This is a genomic window from Burkholderia sp. Bp8992, assembly GCF_003853705.1.
GTDB lineage: Bacteria > Pseudomonadota > Gammaproteobacteria > Burkholderiales > Burkholderiaceae > Burkholderia.
On the sequence record NZ_QTQI01000002.1, the window covers coordinates 123,048 to 142,492 of the forward strand.

The 19,445-nt window shown below is 69.2% G+C and carries 15 protein-coding genes; 2 read left to right on the top strand and 13 right to left on the bottom strand.

Translation table 11 applies throughout. The features are described from left to right. Positions 1–6: 6 nt before the first annotated feature. The 13 genes from tssG to tssJ form a co-directional block, all read right to left on the bottom strand. Positions 7–1,098: a type VI secretion system baseplate subunit TssG gene (tssG, locus tag DIE03_RS03425; RefSeq protein ID WP_124448125.1), complete on the bottom strand. Its 1,092-nt coding sequence runs from the start codon at positions 1,096–1,098 to the stop codon at positions 7–9. Beyond that, positions 1,095–2,966, bottom strand: a complete 1,872-nt coding sequence (gene tssF / locus DIE03_RS03430; RefSeq protein WP_124447494.1) for a type VI secretion system baseplate subunit TssF — start codon at positions 2,964–2,966, stop codon at positions 1,095–1,097. The genes tssG and tssF overlap by 4 nt, the downstream gene beginning before the upstream one ends. Positions 2,967–2,970: 4 nt before the next feature. Continuing rightward, complete coding sequence (gene tssE, locus DIE03_RS03435; RefSeq protein WP_124447496.1) at positions 2,971–3,519, bottom strand: type VI secretion system baseplate subunit TssE; 549 nt, start codon at positions 3,517–3,519, stop codon at positions 2,971–2,973. Between the two features lie 16 nt (positions 3,520–3,535). Further along, entirely contained in the window at positions 3,536–4,027 is a 492-nt protein-coding gene (locus DIE03_RS03440; protein WP_027791618.1) for a type VI secretion system tube protein Hcp, read from the bottom strand. Positions 4,028–4,098: 71 nt separating this feature from the next. Further along, positions 4,099–5,607: a type VI secretion system contractile sheath large subunit gene (gene tssC, locus DIE03_RS03445; protein ID WP_124447498.1), complete on the bottom strand. Its 1,509-nt coding sequence runs from the start codon at positions 5,605–5,607 to the stop codon at positions 4,099–4,101. Further along, positions 5,600–6,145 carry a type VI secretion system contractile sheath small subunit gene (gene tssB / locus DIE03_RS03450; RefSeq protein ID WP_124447500.1) on the bottom strand — a complete coding sequence of 182 codons (546 nt, stop codon included), beginning with the start codon at positions 6,143–6,145 and terminating at the stop codon, positions 5,600–5,602. Before tssB ends, tssC begins: the two co-directional genes overlap by 8 nt. Positions 6,146–6,215: 70 nt before the next feature. Then, complete coding sequence (tssA, locus tag DIE03_RS03455) at positions 6,216–7,328, bottom strand: type VI secretion system protein TssA (RefSeq protein WP_124447502.1); 1,113 nt, start codon at positions 7,326–7,328, stop codon at positions 6,216–6,218. Further along, positions 7,315–9,315: a serine/threonine-protein kinase gene (locus tag DIE03_RS03460; RefSeq protein WP_124447505.1), complete on the bottom strand. Its 2,001-nt coding sequence runs from the start codon at positions 9,313–9,315 to the stop codon at positions 7,315–7,317. Before DIE03_RS03460 ends, tssA begins: the two co-directional genes overlap by 14 nt. A gap of 72 nt (positions 9,316–9,387) precedes the next feature. Further along, the gene (tagF, locus tag DIE03_RS03465; protein WP_124447507.1) at positions 9,388–10,086 is read right to left on the bottom strand and encodes a type VI secretion system-associated protein TagF; all 699 of its coding nucleotides are present in this window, start codon (positions 10,084–10,086) and stop codon (positions 9,388–9,390) included. Next, the gene (tssM, locus tag DIE03_RS03470; RefSeq protein WP_124447509.1) at positions 10,068–13,691 is read right to left on the bottom strand and encodes a type VI secretion system membrane subunit TssM; all 3,624 of its coding nucleotides are present in this window, start codon (positions 13,689–13,691) and stop codon (positions 10,068–10,070) included. Before tssM ends, tagF begins: the two co-directional genes overlap by 19 nt. A gap of 1 nt (position 13,692) precedes the next feature. Further along, a complete protein-coding gene (locus DIE03_RS03475) occupies positions 13,693–15,009 on the bottom strand; it encodes a DotU family type VI secretion system protein (protein WP_124447511.1) in 1,317 nt (438 codons plus the stop codon). 15 nt (positions 15,010–15,024) lie between these two features. Then, positions 15,025–16,422, bottom strand: coding sequence for a type VI secretion system baseplate subunit TssK (tssK, locus tag DIE03_RS03480; RefSeq protein ID WP_124447513.1), 1,398 nt, complete (start codon positions 16,420–16,422; stop codon positions 15,025–15,027). Continuing rightward, positions 16,419–16,934 (bottom strand): type VI secretion system lipoprotein TssJ, encoded by a 516-nt coding sequence (gene tssJ / locus DIE03_RS03485; RefSeq protein WP_124447515.1) that lies wholly within the window; start codon positions 16,932–16,934, stop codon positions 16,419–16,421. Before tssJ ends, tssK begins: the two co-directional genes overlap by 4 nt. 630 nt (positions 16,935–17,564) lie before the next feature. On the opposite strand from tssJ, the gene DIE03_RS03490 reads away from it, so the two are divergent. Then, positions 17,565–17,951, top strand: coding sequence for a TssQ family T6SS-associated lipoprotein (locus tag DIE03_RS03490; protein WP_124448126.1), 387 nt, complete (start codon positions 17,565–17,567; stop codon positions 17,949–17,951). Positions 17,952–17,999: 48 nt separating this feature from the next. After that, entirely contained in the window at positions 18,000–19,442 is a 1,443-nt protein-coding gene (gene tagH / locus DIE03_RS03495; RefSeq protein ID WP_124447517.1) for a type VI secretion system-associated FHA domain protein TagH, read from the top strand. Positions 19,443–19,445 lie beyond the last annotated feature (3 nt).

Consider the following 19,445-nt stretch of genomic DNA (forward strand, 5'->3'; position numbering starts at 1 on the left):
TCCCGGTTAGGCGGTTTCGCGATGAAGGGGCGTGCCGCCGCGCCGCACGTCGTAGCGGACGACGAGGTCGCGGGCCGGGCCCGGTTCGAGCCGCTGCCCGAGCCACGCGGTACGGCCGATGCCCTGCGGCTCGCCGAGGGCGAGCGCCGGCACCGCGTCGGCCGCCAGTTCGAGTTGCACGTCCCAGTCGAATTCGATGCCGACGTATTCGCGCACCCATTGCGCGAGCTGGCGTGCGTGCGGACCACCCGGCAGGAAGCGGCGGTATGCGTCGAGCGACAGCGGGCCGAGCACGATCCGGAACCGCGACTGCGCGTCGCGCACCGCGATGCCGAGCGCGACGGCACCGACGCGCAACGTCGGCCGTGTCGCGCGGATCGTGCAGCGCTGCGAGCGCTCGATCGCGACCCACTGCGGCACGTGCTCGACGATGCGCGCGTCGACGCCGAAGTGCCGGCGCAGGATCTGCACGAGGCCTTCCGGGTTGCGCGTATGCCGCACGAGATGGCCCGCATGGAAATAGCGCGCATGCGGCGCGAGCGTGTCGGCGTCGGCCGGTGCGTTCGGCTGGTCGCCATGCGCGGCCCGCCCGATCAGGCTCGCGACATAGCCGTCGAATCGTGCGCGTCCGGGCCGATCGAGGCTCACCGTCGGCTGTGCGTCGGCCCATGCGCGGTAGAACAGCAGGATCAGCCGGTGATGAAACACGTCCGCGAATGCGGCAAATGTCGGGTCGTCGTGCTGCGCCGCGCGTTCGTATGCGTATTCGGTCAGGTGCGTCGGCAGCGGCCCGTTCGGGCCGAACAGCCCGAACCCGTGGATCGCGATGCGCGGCGGCATGGTGCCGCCTTCGTCGTGGACGCCGGCCAGCATCGACGCGGCGAACGCGAGCGACGGCTGCTGCCCGAGCCGCACCGGCTCGTCGCGCGGCCGGGTGGCGCGCCCGAGCGGCGGGCGTCCGGGCGACAGCGCGTCGAGCCAGCGCAGCGCCTGGAACAGGTCGTAGCCGTGCGGCGCCGCACGCAGCCGCGCCCACCACGCGTCGCGGCGCGCGGCTTCGGCGGCCGGCTGGATACCGGATGACGGTTCGCGCTTCATATGGCCGGCCGCCTGCCGATACGCGCCGGCCAGCGCGCGAGCGTGCCGCGCTGCGTGCTGGTCAGCACGCATTCGGCGAACGCGTTGATCGAGACATGCCGCGCGAAGAACTGTTCGAGCACCGCGCCGAGCAGGAGCGGGCTGTCGCCGGAAAATGCATGGTCGTCGACGGTCACGTCGACCTGCACGCCGCGCCCGAACATCAACGGCCCGGATGCCGGCAGCCGGCGGAACACCGGCGAGAACGCGACGCGCTGCACGCCGTCGATCTGCCGGCGCATCGCGGCGTCGGCGGGATCCGCATGCAGGCCGAGCAGTTCGCGCAGCGCATGCGCGCCCTCGTCGTCGTCGAGATCGGTCAGCGTGTGGCGCGCGAGCCCGAGATGGCGGATCAGGCGCCATGCGGTTTGCGCATCGGCGATCGGCGGCCGCGGCCGCGACGGGCCGCGGATCGCGACGACTCGCTCGACCGGCGCCGACACGCGCAGCGTGAACGTGTTCGCGTCGCCGGGCGGCTGCAGCAGCACGAGATCGCGGTTCGTGCACAGCGTGTCGGCGGACAGGTAGCGCATCGTCTCGTCGTACGGCGCGCACTGGCTGTCGACGAGCGACACGTAGGTTTCGCTGCCGACGTAGCCGGTGCGCGTGCCGTTCGAGCGTGCCTGTGCGGACACCAGCCGCGGCTCGCGCCGCACGGTGTAATACGCGCCGTAATTGCCGTCGTCGCCGGAGAACGACGCGTGAAACGGCCGGAATTCGCGCGACTGGCCGTCGTCGCGCTGTTCGCTCGCGAGCCGTTGCACCGCATAGACCTCGTAGTCGAGCGGCCGGCTGCGGTCGACGACGACATGGTGTTCGCGTGCGCCCGGCTGCAGCGGAATGCGGTCGGCGCGGCGCGCGAACAGGTTCACGGCCGGCGTGCAGTTCAGCGCGAGATGGCGCGCATCGACGGCCGCTTCGAGCGCAGCGTCGTGCCGGTCGAACAGCACGGTCAGCTCGCACTCGTCGCCGGTCGCACGCGCGAGCGCGGCGAGCAGCCCGCCGATGCTGAAGAACAGGAAGCGCGCCGGAAACGCGAAATACTCGCGCAGCAGCCGGTAGCCGTGGAAGCTGCGGCCGTCGTCGGGCAGGATCGCCTGCGCCGGATCGAAACCTTCGTGGACGATCGCATCGGCGTCGAGCGTATGCAGCCAGCGCGGGGGCTGCCCCGGGTCGTGGCACACGACGCCGAGCGCATGCGCGGCGATCAGTTCGAGCAGATGCAGCGCATCGCGCTCGGGGCCCGCGAGATGGAACGTCAGCCGGTCGAGCGGCAGTTGCGACAGCTTCGCGCCACCGCGCGCCTTCAGCCGGATGCGCAGCGCGCCGCGCACGTCCTGGCGGGCGGCGACGGCGCCGCGCGGCAGCCACGACGGCGCACCTGTGACGGTCGCATCGGTCAGTTCGAGCGGCCACAGCGTCAGATCGTGCGCGGTGCGGAATTCGCACGCGGTCTGCTCGGACGCAACCGGCCGTGCGCGCAGCGCGGTGCCGGCCGGCAGCCGCCAGCCCTGCGCGAGGCTGCCTTCGTTCAGCATCGGCGCGAAGCGCACGATTGCCATCGACGGCAACGGCGCGATATAGCCGGGATACACGGCATCGAGCAGCGCCTGCGTGAAGCGCGGGAATTCGGCGTCCATCTTCAGCTGCACGCGCGCGGCGAGGAAGCTGAAACCTTCGAGCAGCCGCTCGACGTACGGGTCGGGCGGCCCCGATTCATTCAATCTCAGCCGTGCGGCGACCTTCGGGAACTGCTGCGCGAATTCGCCGCCGAGCTCGCGCAGGTAGGCGAGTTCACGGTTGTAGTAGTCGAGCAGGCGCGTATCCATCACGTCAGCCTCCCGCCGCCGATTGCAGCGACATCGCGCCCGTCTCGAGATCGAGGTCGGAGCGCAGCACGAATTCGAGCGGATGCGGAATCGACCACAGCGTGCCGCGGATCTCGAACAGCAGCACGTTGTGGCGCCGTTCGCCGGCGCGGCCGCCGGGCGCGTCGGTCACGCTGCGGACCTCGATGCTGTCGGGCGCGATGCGCGGCTCGAAGCGGACGATCGCATCGCGGATCGACGCCTCGACCGACATCCGCTCGACACCCGACATCGGCTTGCCGACGAGCGGCCGCATCCCGTAGTTGAGCACCGATGCCTGTGCGTGCGCGAACGCCGACCAGTCGACGAAGCCGTCCTCGCCATTGCGCGTGTTGAGCAGCCACGCGAGATCGCGCAGCACGGCCGCACGCAGGCGTTCGGTGCCGATCCATTGCGCGCCGGGTGCTTCGGCGGCGCGCTGCGGTGCGTCGTCGGTGAGCCGGTCGAGCAACGCCGGCTGCAGCCGGTCGCGCAGGTTGCCCTCCCGGCCGTCGTGGGTTCGCGGGTCGTCCATGGTCGTCTCCGCGCCGTTACATCTCGGTGTTTTCCTTGATGTTCCAGCCGACCGTCACCTCGGCGCCCTTGCCGCCGTTGTCGTTCTGCTGCCAGTACTGCTTCTTCACCTTCGCGGCCTGGAAGCCGTAATGCATCATCAGCCGGTCGGCGACGTCGCCCGGATCGATACCCGCGACCTGCGCGGACGTGACGAGCACCTCCTGCAGCGTCACGCGCATGAACTCGACCTGCGTGCCGCCGGTCTTGCACGCGGATATCTCGACCGACGACAGATGCTTGCCGTTCGCGCAGTTCTTGATGATCGCGGGCGCGCCCTTATCCATGTACGCGGCGACGACGAGATCGTTGAAGCTCGCCTTGCCCGCGTTGCCGCCGCTGCCGCTCGCCATCGCGCCCGGCTGGCTCGCGCCCCACGTGAACGACTGGATGTCGGTCCAGCCCTTGTGCTGCGCGTCCGCCGATTCGCCGGTCACGCCGTCCACTTTCATAAACATTGCCACGCCCATTGCCGTCTCCGTTTCAGTGCGATGTCAGGATGAATGCCGCGGTGGATACCGATCGTTGCCCGCTGCGCCGCTCACTCGTTCGCCGCCTTCGCGGTCGGCAGCCGTGAGATGAGCCGCAGCGACACGGTGAGCCCTTCGAGCTGGTAGTGCGGACGCAGGAAGAATTTCGACGTGTAGTAGCCGGGGTTGTCCTCGACCTCGTCAACCACCACCTGCGCGGCCGCGAGCGGCTTGCGCGCCTTGGTTTCCTGCGACGAGTTCACGGGGTCGCCGTCGACGTAGTTCATGATCCAGTCGTTCAGCCAGCGTTCCATGTCGTCGCGTTCGCGGAACGAGCCGATCTTGTCGCGCACGATGCACTTCAGGTAATGCGCGAAGCGGCAGCACGCGAACAGGTAAGGCAGGCGGCCGGACAGCCGCGCGTTCGCGGTCGCGTCGGGGTCGTGGTACTCGGCCGGCTGGTACAGCGACTGCGCGCCGATGAACGCCGCGAAATCGGAATTCTTCCGGTGGACGAACGGCATGAAGCCGTTCTTCGCGAGCTCGGCCTCGCGGCGGTCGCTGATCGCGATCTCGGTCGGGCATTTCTGGTCGACGCCGCCATCGTCGGTCGGGAACGTGTGGCTCGGCAGCCCTTCGACGGCCCCGCCCGATTCGACGCCGCGGATCGACGAGCACCAGCCGTACTGCTTGAACGAGCGGTTGATGTTCGCGGCCATCGCGTACGCCGAATTCGCCCACGTGTAGCGGTCGTGGTTCGCGGCGTCGGTGTCTTCCTCGAAGTCGAATTCGTCGACCGGATTGGTGCGCGCGCCGTACGGCAACCGTGCGAGAAAGCGCGGCATCGCGAGGCCGACGTAGCGCGAATCCTCCGATTGCCGCAAGCTGCGCCACGCCGCGTATTCGGTGTTCTGGAAGATCTTCGTCAGGTCGCGCGGGTTCGACAGCTCCTGCCACGAATCCATCTGCATCAACTCGGGCGACGCGCCGGCGATGAATGGCGCATGGGCCGCCGCCGCGATCTTCGACAGCTCGCCGAGCATCTCGACGTCCGGCGGGCTGTGGTTGAAATGGAAGTCGCCGACCAGGCAGCCGAACGGCTCGCCGCCGAACTGCCCGTATTCCTCCTCGTAGATCTTGCGGAACAGCGGGCTCTGGTCCCACGCGACGCCCTTGTAGCGTTTCAGCATCCGTGCGACCTCGTTGCGTGATGCCGGCAGCGCCTTGATCTTCAGCAGTTCGTCGGTCTCCGTGTGCGTGACGAGGTAATGCAGCCCGCGCCACGCGCCTTCGAGCGTCTGGAATTCGTTGTGGTGAAGGATCTGGTTGATCTGTTCGGACAGCTTGCGGTCGATCTCGGCGATGATCTGCTTCACGCTGCCGTACGCGTCGTTCGTCATGCCGACCGTATGTTCGAGCGCCTGCTGCGCGAGCGTGCGCACGGCGCGCTCGACCGACTCGCGCGCCTCGGCCGTCTTCGGCTTGAATTCCTTCTGCAGCAGCGCCGCGAATTCACCGTGCGCGACGGCCGGCTGCGCGGGCGGGCGCGCGTCGGCGCGGGACTGGACGGGATCATTCATCGCGGGCCTCCGGTTGGGTCGCGTCACCGCCCTGCGCGGGTTCGCGCACGAGCGTCTTCAGCAGGTCGGGATCGTTGATCGCGCGCTCGATCAGCTGTTCGGCGCCGTGCTTGCCGTCCATGTACGACAGCAGGTTCGACAGCTCGGTGCGCGCCTCCAGCAGCCGGCGCAGTGCGTCGACGTTGCGCGCGATCGCGGCCGGCGAGAAATCGTCGATCTGCTCGAACGTCATGTCGACGTTGAGCATCCCTTCACCGGTCAGCGTGTTCGGCACCTGGAACGCGACGCGCGGCGCGACCGACTTCATCCGCTCGTCGAAGTTGTCGACGTCGATCTCGAGGAACTTGCGCTCCGGCAAATCCGGCAGCGGCTCGGCGCGCTTGCCGGCCAGGTCCGAAATCACGCCCATCACGAACGGCAGCTGCACCTTGCGTTCGGCGCCGTAGGTCTCGACGTCGTACTCGATCTGCACGCGCGGCGCCCGATTGCGCGCGATGAACTTCTGTCCGCTGCCCGCTGCCTTGGTTCTGTCCGTCATCGTCCACTCCTTCACTTCGATCAGGTTGCGCAGGTCGTTGCCGCCCGCGTGGCGGCTTCCCTCGTACGGTTCATTCGCTCCGCTCGCCGCTCAGCAGGTCCAGCTTCGGCAGGCTCTCCGGCGCGAGATCGCGGATGATTGCGTAGAAGTCGAGCGCGAGCAGCCGCTGGGCGCGCCGCAGCAGCAGCGGCGCAGGATGACTCGGCTCGTGCAGCTCGAAATAGCGGCACATCTTGTCGAGGCCGATGCGGACGTCGTCGCGGCTCGTGACTTCGGCGTCGCGCCACGCGTGAGCGTTCGGCGGAGCCGCCGGTGCGGCGGTTGCCGCGCTGCCGGGCGTGGCCTGCCGCGCGGGCGTCGCGCCGGCCGGTACGTGCTGCGACGCCTCGGGCAGCGGGACTTCCTGCACGATCCGCCGCAACGCTTTTTCCGCATCGCCTTCGTCGGGCGCCCATTCGGGGCCGAGCTTGCCCGCCACGCACGCGCGGATCGCATCGAGCGATTGCAACGCGGTGCGTGTGGCGTCGAGCGGCATCGTGCCGTCGTCGCGTGCGGCCGACAGCGCGGCGATCAGGCTTTCGCGGCTGCCGGTCGCGGCGGCGCCCGTTTCGTCACGGCCGTCGAGCAGCCGTTCGGCGTCGCGCACGCTCGGGCCCCCGTCGAACAGCGGCTGGCGGCGCGCCGCGCGTGCGCAGTCGTGCGCGCCGGCCACGTCGGCGAGCGCATTCATGCGCGGCGTCGGGTCCGGCTCGCCGTCCGCATCGAGCCGCGGATGCAGGTCGTCCCAGCGGTGTTCGAGCAGCATCGCGACGACCGCGAGCGCGTCCGCATAGCCGGGAATGCCGTGCTGCTCGGTCCAGCTGCGCGCGAGATACGCGACGACGCGCAAGTCCCTCGTGCGGGCGGACAGCGCGAGCGCAAGCCGCTCGACCGTCCGCCAGTCGGGCGCCTCGGCCGGGATCACGGTGTCGCCGTACTGCTGCTCGGCGCGCGGCGTCGCGCGCTCCTGCAGGCGCAGGAACTCGGCGTCGTATTCGAGGTTCGCGCCGCACGGGGCATCGGGCGCGACGTCCGCGAGCAGCCGGCCGATCAGGTCGGCGCGCGGCGACGCCGGCACGCCGGGCGATGCCGCGGAAGATTCGGCGGCGGCCAGCGCCGCCTGGCTGACGTCATTCGAATGCATAGTCGATGTTGACCGGTTTGCTGCCGAAATCGATCGCGACGGTACGATGCAACGGCGGCAGCGCGCCGTTGCGGATCTCGATCACGTAGACGCCCGGCGTCAGCGACACCGAACGCAGCGGCGGGCTCGCGCCGCGCCTTGCGCCGTTCACGTAGATGTCGCCCCACGGCCGCACACTGAAACGGACCTGGACGGTTTCCTGCGTCTTCGGAGGACGCGGTTGCGATTCGGCCGTCGGCGCGTTGACGGCGGCGACGGCCGTCTCAGCTTCCGACGGCGCCTTCGGCGCTTGAGTCGGTGCTGTTGCGGGTGTCGCGGCCGCTTCCGACGGCGGTACGTTGACGACGCGTTCCGACGCGTCGAGGCTGCCGGCCGGTGCGATGGTCGAACTGGCGCCGACGCGCGCCGGGGGCGGGTTCGTGACGGTCGTCGCGACCTGCGGCGCCGGCACGGCGGCTTCGACGGCAGGCGCGCTGGCCGGTGCGGCGGCGACGGGCGGCGGCGGAACATCCGCGGACGATCCGGCCGGCAGGCTCGACGGCGGCACGACGGTCGGTGTCGGCCCCTGCTGGGCCAGCGTAGGCTCCGCGGTACTTGCGGGCGGTGACGTGCCGGCGAGTGGCTGGCTCGCGGCGGGCGCGGTGTCGTCAGCGACGCGGGACGGACGCGACAGATAGGTCGCGGCGAGGCTGACGGCGATCAGCGCAACGACTGCGGCGCCGACATAGGCCGGCATGCGGCGGTTGCGCGATCCGGCGGGTGCCGCCGCACGCGGGGTGCCGGTCGGCGGAGCAGCGCCGCCGGACGACGCGGCGGGCGAAGCGGAGGCGGTTTCCTCCGTTGTCGACACGTTGTTCGAGCGCACGGGTTGCGAAGCCTGCGTATCCGACCCGGCCCCGCCCGAAGCGGTCCCGCCGTCACCGATCGTCGACGCCGCCGACGACGCGGTACCGGGAGCCGCGGTAGCCTGCCCTTCCCCGCCCTTGCCGGCATCGCCCGCCGGCGGCACGACTGCCGCGCCATACGCGCTGCCCGTCCGGTCGAAGTCGCGCAACCCGAGTTCCGCCGCGAACGCCGCGACCGATTCCGGCCGCTCCGGTATCCGCAACTGCAGCGCATGATCGACCGCCGCGAGAAATGCCGGGCTGTACACCTCGCCGGCCGGCAGTTCGCGCGACGCGAGCGGCCGGTAGGTGTCCTTGATGCTGCGCACGACGGCCGCGGGCGGCAATTCACCGGTGATCATCGCGTGCATCACCGCGCCGAGCGCATAGAGGTCGGTCCACGGCCCCTGGCTGAACGCGGGATCGTCGGTGTACTGCTCGATCGGCGCGTAGCCCGGCTTGATCATCATCGCGCCGTCGTCGACCATATCGCCGATCCGTTTGCGCGCCGCGCCGAAGTCGAGCAGGATCGCGCTGCCGTTCGGGCGGATCAGCACGTTGTCGAGCGCGACGTCGCGATGGAAGCACTGCGCGCGATGCAGCGTGTCGAGCGCGCCGAGCAGCGCGCCGACGATGTTGCGCAACTGCGTCTCGCTGATCCGCATCCCGCTGTCGAGCAGCTGCTTGAGCGTGCGGCCTTCGTAGAACGGCATCACCATGTACGCGGTGCCGTGGCTTTCCCAGAAGTGCAGGACCTTGACGAGCCCCGGATGATCGAACTGCGCGAGCAGGCGTGCCTCGTTGAGGAACGCGCCGCGCCCCGCGTCGAACGCCTGCGCGAACCGCTCCGAACGCAGCGACACCGTATAGTCGCCGCCGCGCGTCGCGAGCATCGACGGCATGTACTCCTTGATCGCGACCGCGCGCCGCAACGTGCGGTCGAACGCGCGATAGACGATGCCGAAACCGCCAATGCCCAGCACCTCGTCGAGCTGCAGTTCACCGAGGCGATGGCCGAGCGGCAGCGGCCGCACCGTGAATTCGGATGCGTCGCCGCGTGTCGCCGTGTCGTGCTCGTTGTCTCTCGATCCAGCGTCCTTCATGTCCACCACCTCTCGAAACTGCGTCCTTTCCGCCTGCCGCGCGTGGCGGCCCGTCGACCGTCACCCGGGCCGCTAACTGCCGCCGAACAGCGTCAGGAACAGTGCGTTGTCGGGCGTGCCCGTATGCGCATGCGTGCGCAACGGCGATCCGTCCGCGCGGTTGGTCCACCAGAAGCTGGTGCCGCCGTGCGGATCGAAATAGCCGGACAGCCCGGGCCAGGCGGCCGGCGCAGGCTGTGCCGGCAGCGCTGCCGGCGTGCCGTCGAAGAGGTCCGCCGCATCGCGGCCGACGTCGGGCGCGAGCCGCACGCGTTCGAGCGTCTGCTCGAGATCGCCCGGCGCGCGCGCATGGCGGATCGCGTCGAGCAACGCATGGCCGACCTGCCAGTAGAACGCGTCGGCAGTGTCCGGCAGCCCGTTCCGGTAATCGGCCGCGCGTGTCGGCAGCGTGACGATCACCGGGTAATAGCGCCCCACGCGGTCGCAGCTCGGCGCGAGGCAGCCCGACTGCACGCACGACGCGCCGGCGCCCGCGGGGATCAGGAAGTTCCAGACCGGCGCGACCGTGTAGTGGCGCTCGATCTCGTCCGTGCCGCGCTGGCGCATCGCAGCCATCCCTTGCTGGAGCCAGCGTTCCCACCACAGCGCGAGCGCATGCGGCAACCGACTGTTCACGAAGTCGCCGGCGCCGGGAATCTTCCCGTACCAGGCCGGCGCGTCGCCGTCGGCGCGCGCGAGCGGCGGTGTCGGGCTCATGGCTTCGGAGGGCATGTAAAGGACTCCATCTGGGGCAGTCGGAACGGGTTGCGGACACTGCCTGCATTCACCTGCAGCACGATCGGTTTGCCGTCGACCGTGAAGCGCGCAATCATCTGGTCCGAGCCGCGCCCGGCCGACACGGCCGCGCGATCGAACAGCCGGTGCAGCGCCCACGGCCCGTCGGTCGAGAGGCCGTCGGTCGCGCCGGCCTGCCCCGACACCTGCAGCCGCACCTGGTTGCTGCCGCGCGGGCCCGGCCACTCGACCGCGCTCTGCACGAGCGGGCCGTGCGCGTAGCGGACGATCTGTCCGTCGACGTCGAGCACCATCTCGGTGATCGACGGATCCATTTCGAGCGGCTGGATCTGCGCCTTCAGCTGCGCGGTGCGCGCGCCGCCGCCGAAATAGACGTCGCGGATCACCGCGGCCTTCTCGAACGACGCCAGCATCGCCGCGGCCGACGGATCGGCGTCCGCATTGCGGTTCGCGAAGCGCCACGGGTGCGACGTCGTATCGACGATCGACTGCAGGTTCTTCTGGAAGAAGTCGTCCATCAGGCCGCCCGGTGCGAACATCTGCGCGAAATCGGCCGGCGCGACGTCGCGCGACGATCCGCGCGCGAACGGATAGCGGCCCGCGATCGCCTGCCGACAGAAGTCGCCGACGTTCGCGCCGGCACGCTGCGCGACGCTGCGTTGTTCGACGGTCGCGACGCTGCCGTTCGCGACGTTCGACAGGTCGTCCAGCACTTCGCGGAACGGTGTCGGCAGGCGGCCGGCCTGCGCGCGCAGCCGTGCGGGGGCGTCCGATGGCGGCGGTTGCGCGCCGCTCCTCAGCGCGTCGTCGGTGGCCGTCAGGTACGTATACAGCGCGTCGATCGACTTCAGCACCGCATCGAATGCCTGCGACTGGTCGCCGCCGCCCGGTGCGAATGCCCGCAACCCGGCGAAATGGCTGTCGACCACCTGCTCGGGGCTCGCGGGCGCCGCCGCCGGGTTCGCGTCTCTGGCCTGCCCCGCGAAGATCTGCGACAGCGAGCTGCGCGCCTCGTCGACCTTGTCCTGCGCACGCGACGCCAGATTGCGTGCGCCGCCCGGCGCGTCGCCGAGCGCGGTGTCGCGCGCGAGCGCCACCATCAGCCGCGTGAGCGGCGAATCGGCCGACGACAGCGCGCGCGCGACCTGGATGCTCTGCGCGAGCGTTGCCGTGCGTTGCAGCCTGATGTCGGCGAGATAGTCGTCCCAGATCTTCAGGTAGTCGTTCAGGTAGAGCTGGCGGATGTCGCGCGCCCACGCGGCCGCGTCGTTCGGCCCGGGGATCTCGGACAGGCCGAGGTTCAGCACCCACACTTCCTCGCGCCCGTACGCTTCGACCTCGTCGGCCAGGCGCGGCGCGAACACGTTGCGATAGCCGCTGCGCGTATGGAAGCCCGGCACGCCTTCCGACAGTGGCTTGCCGCTCTGGCGGCGAAACACCAGCGACGCGTCGGGGCCGACCGCGCGCGCGACGCTGAAGTCGAACGCCGACGTCGCCGGGCGCAGCGTGCGCGTGAGCTGCCGGTACAGCCGCTGCGAGAGCGGCACCTGCCGCAGCCGATCGCGCACGTCGGCTACGAGCCGCTCGTTCATCGGATACGGCGACACGGCGACGCGGCTGCCGAACAGCGCGGCGAGATGCGCGCGCAGCGCCGAACGTTCGGCCGGCGAAAAATCGGGCGGCAGCGAGCGTTCCAATTCGAGGTCGACGACGGCCTGCACGAACGCGGGATCGTAGTGCGCGCTGTCGTACAGCATCAGGTACGCCTTCAGCGCCGCATACGCGTATTCGGTTTCGTCGGGCCGCGCGTCGCGCAGCGCGGCTTCCATCCGGCTCGCGGCGATCGGCAGCAGCACGTCTTCGAGCGCGCGCCGGTACACGGCGTCGACGGCCTCGTCGATCTTCTCGCCCTGGAACAGCCCCCACCGGTACGCGAGCGGCGGATGCTGCAGGTCGACGCCACCCGCATTCGCGAGGCCGCCGAGCGCGTCGAGCACGGGCAGCAGCCGTGCGATGTCGGACGCATCGGAGAATTTCGCGCCGGCGATCTGCGCATCGACGGCCGGCACGCGCGCGGCGATATGGTCGAGATACGCACGGTTGTTCGCATAGCTGCGCAGCCATGCGGCCAGCACGGCCACGCACGCCAGCGCGAGCAGCACGTAGCCGGCGATCTGCAGCGCGCGCCGCTTCTGGTGCCAGCGCAGGTCGCTGCCGGCGAGCGCGGCTTCGCGGAAGATGTGCTCCTGCAACAGCGACTTCAGGAAGAAGCTGCGCCCGGTCGACCCGACCTGCGCGACCGGCGGCACGCCTTCGATCTTCAGGAAGCGCTTGATGCCGCTCATCACGCGATCGAATGCGGTGCCCTCCTGCGTGCCGCTCGTCAAGTAGACGCCGCGCAGCATCGGCATCGGCTCGTAGCTCGACACCGAAAACACCTCGGCGACGAACTGGCCGAGCATGTCCTGCAGATCGGCGATCTGCTGCGGCAGCAGGTACGTCATCTCACGCTGGCGCGCGTCGGTCTGCGCAGCGAGCAGTTCGGGCAGCCCGTCGTTCAGCCGCTGGTGCAGCAGCCGGTATTCGCGGTCGAACGCCGCGCGCAGGTCGAAGCCCGGCGCCTCGCTCTGCGCGAGCGGGAACGTGAAGCCCCACACCTGCGCGCATTCCGCGCGGCCATACGCACCGAAATATTCGGCGAAGCCGGCCAGCAGGTCCGCCTTCGTCACGAGCAGGTACACGGGAAAGCGGATGCCGAGCTGCGCGCGCAGTTCGAGCAGCCGCTTGCGCAGCACCATCGCGTGTTGCGTGCGCTCGGCTTCCGACGCGCCGAGCAGGTCGGCGACGCTGATCGTCAGCATCGCGCCGTTCAGCGGCTGGCGCGTGCGGTATTTCTTCAGCAGCTCGACGAAGCCTTTCCACTCGGCCTCGTCGAGCGCGCGATTGCCTTCGTGCGTCGTGTAGCGGCCGGCCGTGTCGATCAGCACCGCGTCGTTCGTGAACCACCAGTCGCAATGGCGCGTGCCGCCCACGCCGCGAATCGCCGCGCGGCCGAACTGCTCGGCGAGCGGGAAGCTGAGCCCCGAATTGACGAGCGCGGTGGTCTTGCCCGAACCGGGCGCGCCGATGAACACGTACCACGGCAACTGGTACAGATACTGGCGCGACATCCGGTCGAACCAGCGCGGCAGGCCGTGGCGCACGGTGTCGGCCTGCCCGAAGCGGACTTTCTTCAACAGCGTCGCTGCTTCGTCGAAGCGGCTGCGCAGCTCGTCGAGCTGCGCCTTTGCCGGATCGTCGGCGGTGGCCGGCCCCGGCGCGGCCTCGCGCAACTGGTTCAGCAACTGCGCGTTGAGGCGGCCGGCGTGCCAGCTGCGCCATGCGACGCGTGTGCCCCACGCGATGAACAGCACCGCGATCGTCAGCCCGCGCGCCCAGCCGCTTTCGAGCGGCCGGACCTCGGCGAACGCGAACAGCGGGCCCGCGAGCCACACGAAGCACGCGAGCATGACGAGACCGGCGAAGGTCCAGATTTCCCGCGACGGCAAGGGCCGGACGAAACGCGCGACAGCCTGGTTCATTTCAGTTCGCCCCCTGCGTCGCGCCGGAGACACTGCCGGGTGCCGGCAGCAGCGTGATCTCGACGCGCCGGTTCAGTGCCCGGTTCGCGGGCGAATCGTTCGGTGCGACCGGATCGAGCGTGCCGCGCCCTTCCGCCGCCAGCCGCTCCGGATGGTCGAGCCGCGCGGCGATCATGGTGCGCACGGCTTCCGCGCGTTCGCGCGACAGGTCCCAGTTCGACGCGAAGCGCGCCGTATGCACGGGCGTGTCGTCGGTATAGCCGGTCACGCGCACGTTGCCGGGCACCTTGTTCAGCGCATCGGCGACGCGCGCGAGCACCGGCGCGTAACGGTCGATCACCGACGTCGAGCCAGACTTGAACAGCCCGTCGCCGCGCAGCACGATCACGCTGCGATCGGCATCGTCGCGCACCGACACGAGGCCGGCCGCGATCTCGGGCGCGAGGAACTTCGCGATCCGCGGTGCCGGCGCCGGGCGCGGCGGCGCCTGCGCGGGCTGCAGCTTCGGCACGTGCAGCGCGTCGATCGACGCGAACAGCCGGTCGGAATGCCCGGCGAGCGCAATGCGCAGCCCGACGAACAGGCCGAAGCCGATCAGCAGTGCGAGCGCCACGCACACCCACAGCGGCACGACGAACCGGCGGGCGACGTCGCGCGTGACGACGTCGCGCCAGTGCGGGGACAGCGCAGGCTCGAATTCGCCGCGCACCGAGCGGATCGTGAGCGCGAGCTGGTGGCGCAGCGCGTCGAGCTGCGCATGGCCGTTGTCGAGCACGCGATAGCGGCCCTCGAAGCCGAGCGCGAGACAGAAATACAGCAGCTCGAGCAGGTCGAGATGCTGACGCGGCTGCTGCGACAGCCGTTCGAGCAGGTGGAAGAACTTCTCGCCACCCCAGGTCTCGTTATGGAACGACACGAGCAGGCTGTGCGACGACCACACGCTGCCGCCCCACGGCGTCAGAGCGGCCGCCTCGTCGAGCGCCGTGCACAGGCAGTAGCGCGCGCCGATGATCGCCTCGGACGGCACGCCGGCTGCCTGCGCGCGTGCCTCGAACTGCCGGATCTCGACCACGAGATGCTCGCGCAGCCACGCCGGATTCGGATGGTGGACGGTCGAGCGGATCTGCGGCACCAGGTTGAGCAGCGGGTTCGCGGCCGCGACGAGCGGGTTCGTGCCGCTCGCGGCCCAGCGGCCCGGCCGCGGCTGCGTGGCCGTCGGCCCGGCCGTGCCCGACGCGGCAGCCGGATGCATGCCGCCCGGATTCGGCGGCACGAATCCGCCCGCACCGGCGGAGATCGGATCGGAAGAAGAATTCATCGCGTCGCCCCGGCGTCACCCGCGTATCGCCCAGAACTCCATCGAGAGTCCGGGGAATTCGCCGGCGAAATGAAATGCGAGACCGCCGGAACGCGCCAACTGCTTCCACAGGTCGCTGCCCTTGTCGATCTCGAAGTACGTATGGCCCGCGTGATACGGGATCTGGCGCGGCGCGACCGGCAACTGGCGCATCGTGATGCCCGGCAGCTGCAACTGCACCAGATCGCGGATCCGCTCGACGGGCCCGAGCTTCGCCTGCGCGGGAAAGCGCGTGCGCAGGCTGTCGGCCGGCACGTCCGCGCGCACCGCGAGCACGAAGCCGGCCGTGTCGCGCAGCACGGGATCGGCCAGCGTCGCGACGCGGATGCCGTTGCCGGCATCGCGCAGCTCGATCTGGATCGCGTTCTGTTCGAGCACTGTCGACAGCGACCGCCGCAGTTCCGCGATCAGTTCGGCAAAGCTCGTGCGCAGGTCATCGTGCACGTAGACCGCGAGCGACTGCGGGCGCCGGCCGGCCGCCGTGAACGTGCTCAGGTCGCACGCGAGTTTCAGCCAGTCGCAGAACAGCGTTTCCGGATGCGTCGCCACATGCTGCTGCGCATGCCAGGTCAGCGCGAGGTAACGGTTCACGAGTTGCAGCAACAGGAAATCCGCGACTTCCGACACGCCGCCGCGCCCCGGTTCCGACAGCCGTTCCCCAAGCGCCTCGCTGCGCTGCGCAAGCAGCCCGTGCAGCTCGCGTGCATAGGCGAGCAACACGGGATCGCGCTGCGCGACGAGCCGCGGCGGAATGTAGCCGTCGTCGACCAGCAGCCGTGCATCGGTGCGCCGCTCGACGATCCGCGCGACGCCGAGCGCGTGCCAGTCTCCGGTCAATTCGGCTTCGAGCATCAGCCGCACGTTCAGGCGGCCCGTCTGCAGCAGCGCGGGGCCGAGCGCAACCGCGTTCGCGTCGGCGACTTCGTATTCGCGCACGACATAGCGCGCGACGTCCGCGTCGGCGCTCGCGCTGCTTCCGCCGTTTGCGGCGCCTGCGCCGAACGACACCTCCTCGCCCCCGCCGCGCCACAGCGGCAGCGCAAGCACGACGAGCTGGTCTTTCGCGTCGCCCGGTACGTCGAGCGGCTCGGGGAGATCGTCCGGATGCGACAGGTCGAACGGCGTACCGTCGCGCATCACGCCCGATGCGGCGCGCAGCGCGACCTTGCCGAACGCCAGTTGCTCGCGATCGATCTCGAGCGTGTCGAAGCCCCAGTAGAAGCCTTGCAGCGGCAGGCAGCGCAACGCGACGTAGCGTTCCCAGTGCCGTTCGAGCTGCTGGAAATGCTGTGGGCGCAGGAACATGCCTTCGGTCCACACCACGCGCTGGCGCAGCGCCGCAACCGGCGTCGCGGACATCGTCGGTTCGGTCATGGTCGCCCCTGCGGATTGTTCAGCGCGACGCCGCCGTTCCGGACCGCGATCGACAACTTCAACTCGCCCGGCGACGTCTGCCAGAACTTGTACAGGTTGAGCTGCTTCGCGCGCGGCAACGGTACCGTCAGCCGCCAGCGGTTCCTTTCGAGCATCCGGTATTCGGCAACGACGCCGATCGCGCCGGCCTCGACATTGCCGCGATAGTGCAGCGTGCGCGACTCGCCCGGCCGCAGGATCACGCGGTCGGTGCCGAGCAGGTCCGCGCCGAGCACATTCTCGGGCTTGTCCTGCAGCGAGAAGAAATCCGCGCTGTCGAATCCCGACGCCGCGCGAAGCTGGAACACCTTCAGTACGATCGGTGAGGGCTTGCGATTCATGTCGGGGTTGACGTCGGGCGCCACGTCGACCGTGATCGCATACGGCACCGCGGCCGCGTGCTCCGTCGCGCCGCACCCCGGCAGCAGCAACGCGCATCCCCATACGATGAAACTGCTCGACCGCCATTGCATATTCCACCCTCGCCACCCAATAGCCGTGCGCCGGTTTCCGAGTGCGAAACCGGTTGACCGGATTAAAAAAGGGACAATTAATTGACTGGTAATTATGTGACTGGCATGTCCATCCATTGAAAATGGTATCGGCAAATTGTTCTTGTCTGAAGCCGGGTCAAATCATTCGAGTTTTTCGAAATTCGATTTGGCTGGATGATTGGCAATTGAATTGATATGAATCATTTGACGGAAAAGTTAATCCAACCGGTTCGCCTGGGCGGCCCGGTTCTATTGCGTCGACGTCTTTCGGATGGGCTCGGAGGGTACGAGCCGGCCGGCCGCCGGACAAGGGCTGTGCGGCGCTGATGATGGGCCAGGCTATTCGTGTTGCCCGAACGGATGTCCCGTTTTCTCCGGCATTGACGAGCGCTGGCCAAACAACTGACAAATCCGAAAAACACAGCGAACTATAGATCGTTTTTCTGGATTAACAAGCACTGAAATTCGTAGTCTATTTTCAGGTTTAAATGGAATCGGATCGGCGATTTGAAACAAAACGTAACAGCACCATCGATGCCGATGATTGGCACTAGAATCCAACAGCACTTGCGAGCCCTCTTCCAATTACGCGAATTCTTAATTTCAATAATGAAAGGACGTGCATCGATCGTTCTTTTCCTTGGCGCGCTGCTGCTGGGGGCCGGCGGATGCAGCACGTCGCCGACGCAGTCGGCCGCGCATGCAACGGTCGACAGCGCGCGTGCCGCATACGCCGCTGGCGACTACGGGCGCACGATCGCGCTCTTGAGCCACGCGAAGGAGATCGACGGCGCCGACACCGAGACGCAGGTCGCCGCGCACAAGCTCCTGGCGTTCAGCTATTGCGTGACGAACCGCATCGCGCCGTGCCGCGCCGAGTTCTCGAAGATTCTCGACCTCAACCCGCGCTTCGACTTGTCCCCCGCCGAGAAGGGGCATCCGATCTGGGGGCCCGCGTTCGAATTCGCGCGCCGCAGGCATGCGGCGTCGTCCTGAGCGAACCGGTTTCCACGCGAGCGCTTCATCCACCGAGCGACGTATGACATGCAACTGATCGTGATCGAACATGCCGGCGAGCCGGTCGAAAACGACTCCTACGACGCCGTCGTGTTTCATCCGCCGGGCGGCACCATCGGCCGCGCGACCGACAACCATCTGGTGCTGCGCGACGACACCCGGCAGATTTCGCGGCTGCAGGCGCTGCTGCAGGTCGGTGACGACGCGTGCCTGCTGAAGAACCTGAGCAGCGTATCGACGATCGAGGTGAATCGCGAACCGGTCGGTTATGCGCAGGAGCGGCCGCTCAATACCGGCGACATCATCCGTATCGGGCCCTACGTGTTGCGGGCCGAACGCGACGACGGCGGCGATGGCGACGACGCGCCGGTCATCGACATGGCCCCCGATACCGGTGCGCCTGTCGACGTGCGCGGTGCGGCCGGGGCGGCCGCGGCGGCGCCCTCGCCTTTGCCGAAAGGCGCCGGCAACCGGCTGTGGGGGCTGCTCCAGGATCGCCTCGCGCCACGCGGCAAGGCGGCGGATGCCGCCGCACGGCCCGGCAGTCCCGCCCGCCCGGATGCGCCGCAGCCGGCGAACCGCGCGGCCCGGGCCGCGCCGCCCGCGCCGTCGCAGCGCGACCTGAACCAGTTGTCGATCGATCCGCTGGATCTGTTTGCGCATGCGTCGGGCGATCCCGGCGGGCCGAGCACGGCGCCGCCGGCCGGGCACGGCAACGCGGATCGCGACACGTCGCACGCGACGCAGGCCGACCATGCGCCCGAGTGGACGCAGCACGTGCGCGTTCAGCCGGCAGCCACGCGTGCCGACACACGGCCGGCCGACGAGCCGGCGTCACCTGCCGCGCATGCCACGCCGGCGCCGCCGACACCCGACGAGCTGCTGAACGCGTTCTTCGAAGGCGCGGGGCTCGATACGGCCGCCGAATCGCACCAGTGGTCGGCCGAACAGCTGTACATTGCGGGCCAGCTGCTGGCGCTGTTCGCGAACGGCACGGTCGAACTGCTGTCTTCGCGCAGCATCCTGAAGCGCGAGGTGAAAGCGCACATGACGATGCTGCTCGACCGCGAGAACAACCCGCTGAAACTGCTGCCGGACGGCGGAGCGGTGCTGCGTCAGATGTTCGGGCTGCCGCTGCCGGGTTTCATGTCGCCGCAGAGCGCGGTCAGCGACGCGTTCCAGGATCTGCACGCGCACCAGATCGGCATGGTCGCCGGCATGCGCGCCGCGCTGATGGACCTGCTCACGCGTTTTTCGCCGCAACGGCTGCGCGAACGCGACGACGCGATGCGCTGGTACGAGAAGCGCGTGCCCGCGCTGTACAAGGCAAGGATGTGGGATCGCTACGCGGCGACCCATCGTGATACGGTGTTCGCGATCGAGGACGATTTCGCGTCGGTATTCGGCAAGGCGTTCCTGGCCGCGTACGACGCGGAAGTGGAAAGCTATCGCGGCAGCGGGCGGCATTGACGA

What these genes read in the sequence shown, in the direction of transcription:
- tssM (WP_124447509.1), bottom strand. Translation starts at nt 13,691, where the DNA reads ATGAACCAGGCTGTCGCGCGTTTCGTCCGGCCCTTGCCGTCGCGGGAA.
- tssB (WP_124447500.1), bottom strand. Translation starts at nt 6,145, where the DNA reads ATGACGGACAGAACCAAGGCAGCGGGCAGCGGACAGAAGTTCATCGCG.
- tssA (WP_124447502.1), bottom strand. Translation starts at nt 7,328, where the DNA reads ATGCATTCGAATGACGTCAGCCAGGCGGCGCTGGCCGCCGCCGAATCT.
- tssC (WP_124447498.1), bottom strand. Translation starts at nt 5,607, where the DNA reads ATGAATGATCCCGTCCAGTCCCGCGCCGACGCGCGCCCGCCCGCGCAG.
- tagF (WP_124447507.1), bottom strand. Translation starts at nt 10,086, where the DNA reads ATGCCCTCCGAAGCCATGAGCCCGACACCGCCGCTCGCGCGCGCCGAC.
- tssF (WP_124447494.1), bottom strand. Translation starts at nt 2,966, where the DNA reads ATGGATACGCGCCTGCTCGACTACTACAACCGTGAACTCGCCTACCTG.
- tagH (WP_124447517.1), top strand. Translation starts at nt 18,000, where the DNA reads ATGCAACTGATCGTGATCGAACATGCCGGCGAGCCGGTCGAAAACGAC.
- tssJ (WP_124447515.1), bottom strand. Translation starts at nt 16,934, where the DNA reads ATGCAATGGCGGTCGAGCAGTTTCATCGTATGGGGATGCGCGTTGCTG.
- tssE (WP_124447496.1), bottom strand. Translation starts at nt 3,519, where the DNA reads ATGGACGACCCGCGAACCCACGACGGCCGGGAGGGCAACCTGCGCGAC.
- DIE03_RS03440 (WP_027791618.1), bottom strand. Translation starts at nt 4,027, where the DNA reads ATGGGCGTGGCAATGTTTATGAAAGTGGACGGCGTGACCGGCGAATCG.
- tssK (WP_124447513.1), bottom strand. Translation starts at nt 16,422, where the DNA reads ATGACCGAACCGACGATGTCCGCGACGCCGGTTGCGGCGCTGCGCCAG.
- DIE03_RS03475 (WP_124447511.1), bottom strand. Translation starts at nt 15,009, where the DNA reads ATGAATTCTTCTTCCGATCCGATCTCCGCCGGTGCGGGCGGATTCGTG.
- tssG (WP_124448125.1), bottom strand. Translation starts at nt 1,098, where the DNA reads ATGAAGCGCGAACCGTCATCCGGTATCCAGCCGGCCGCCGAAGCCGCG.
- DIE03_RS03490 (WP_124448126.1), top strand. Translation starts at nt 17,565, where the DNA reads ATGAAAGGACGTGCATCGATCGTTCTTTTCCTTGGCGCGCTGCTGCTG.
- DIE03_RS03460 (WP_124447505.1), bottom strand. Translation starts at nt 9,315, where the DNA reads ATGAAGGACGCTGGATCGAGAGACAACGAGCACGACACGGCGACACGC.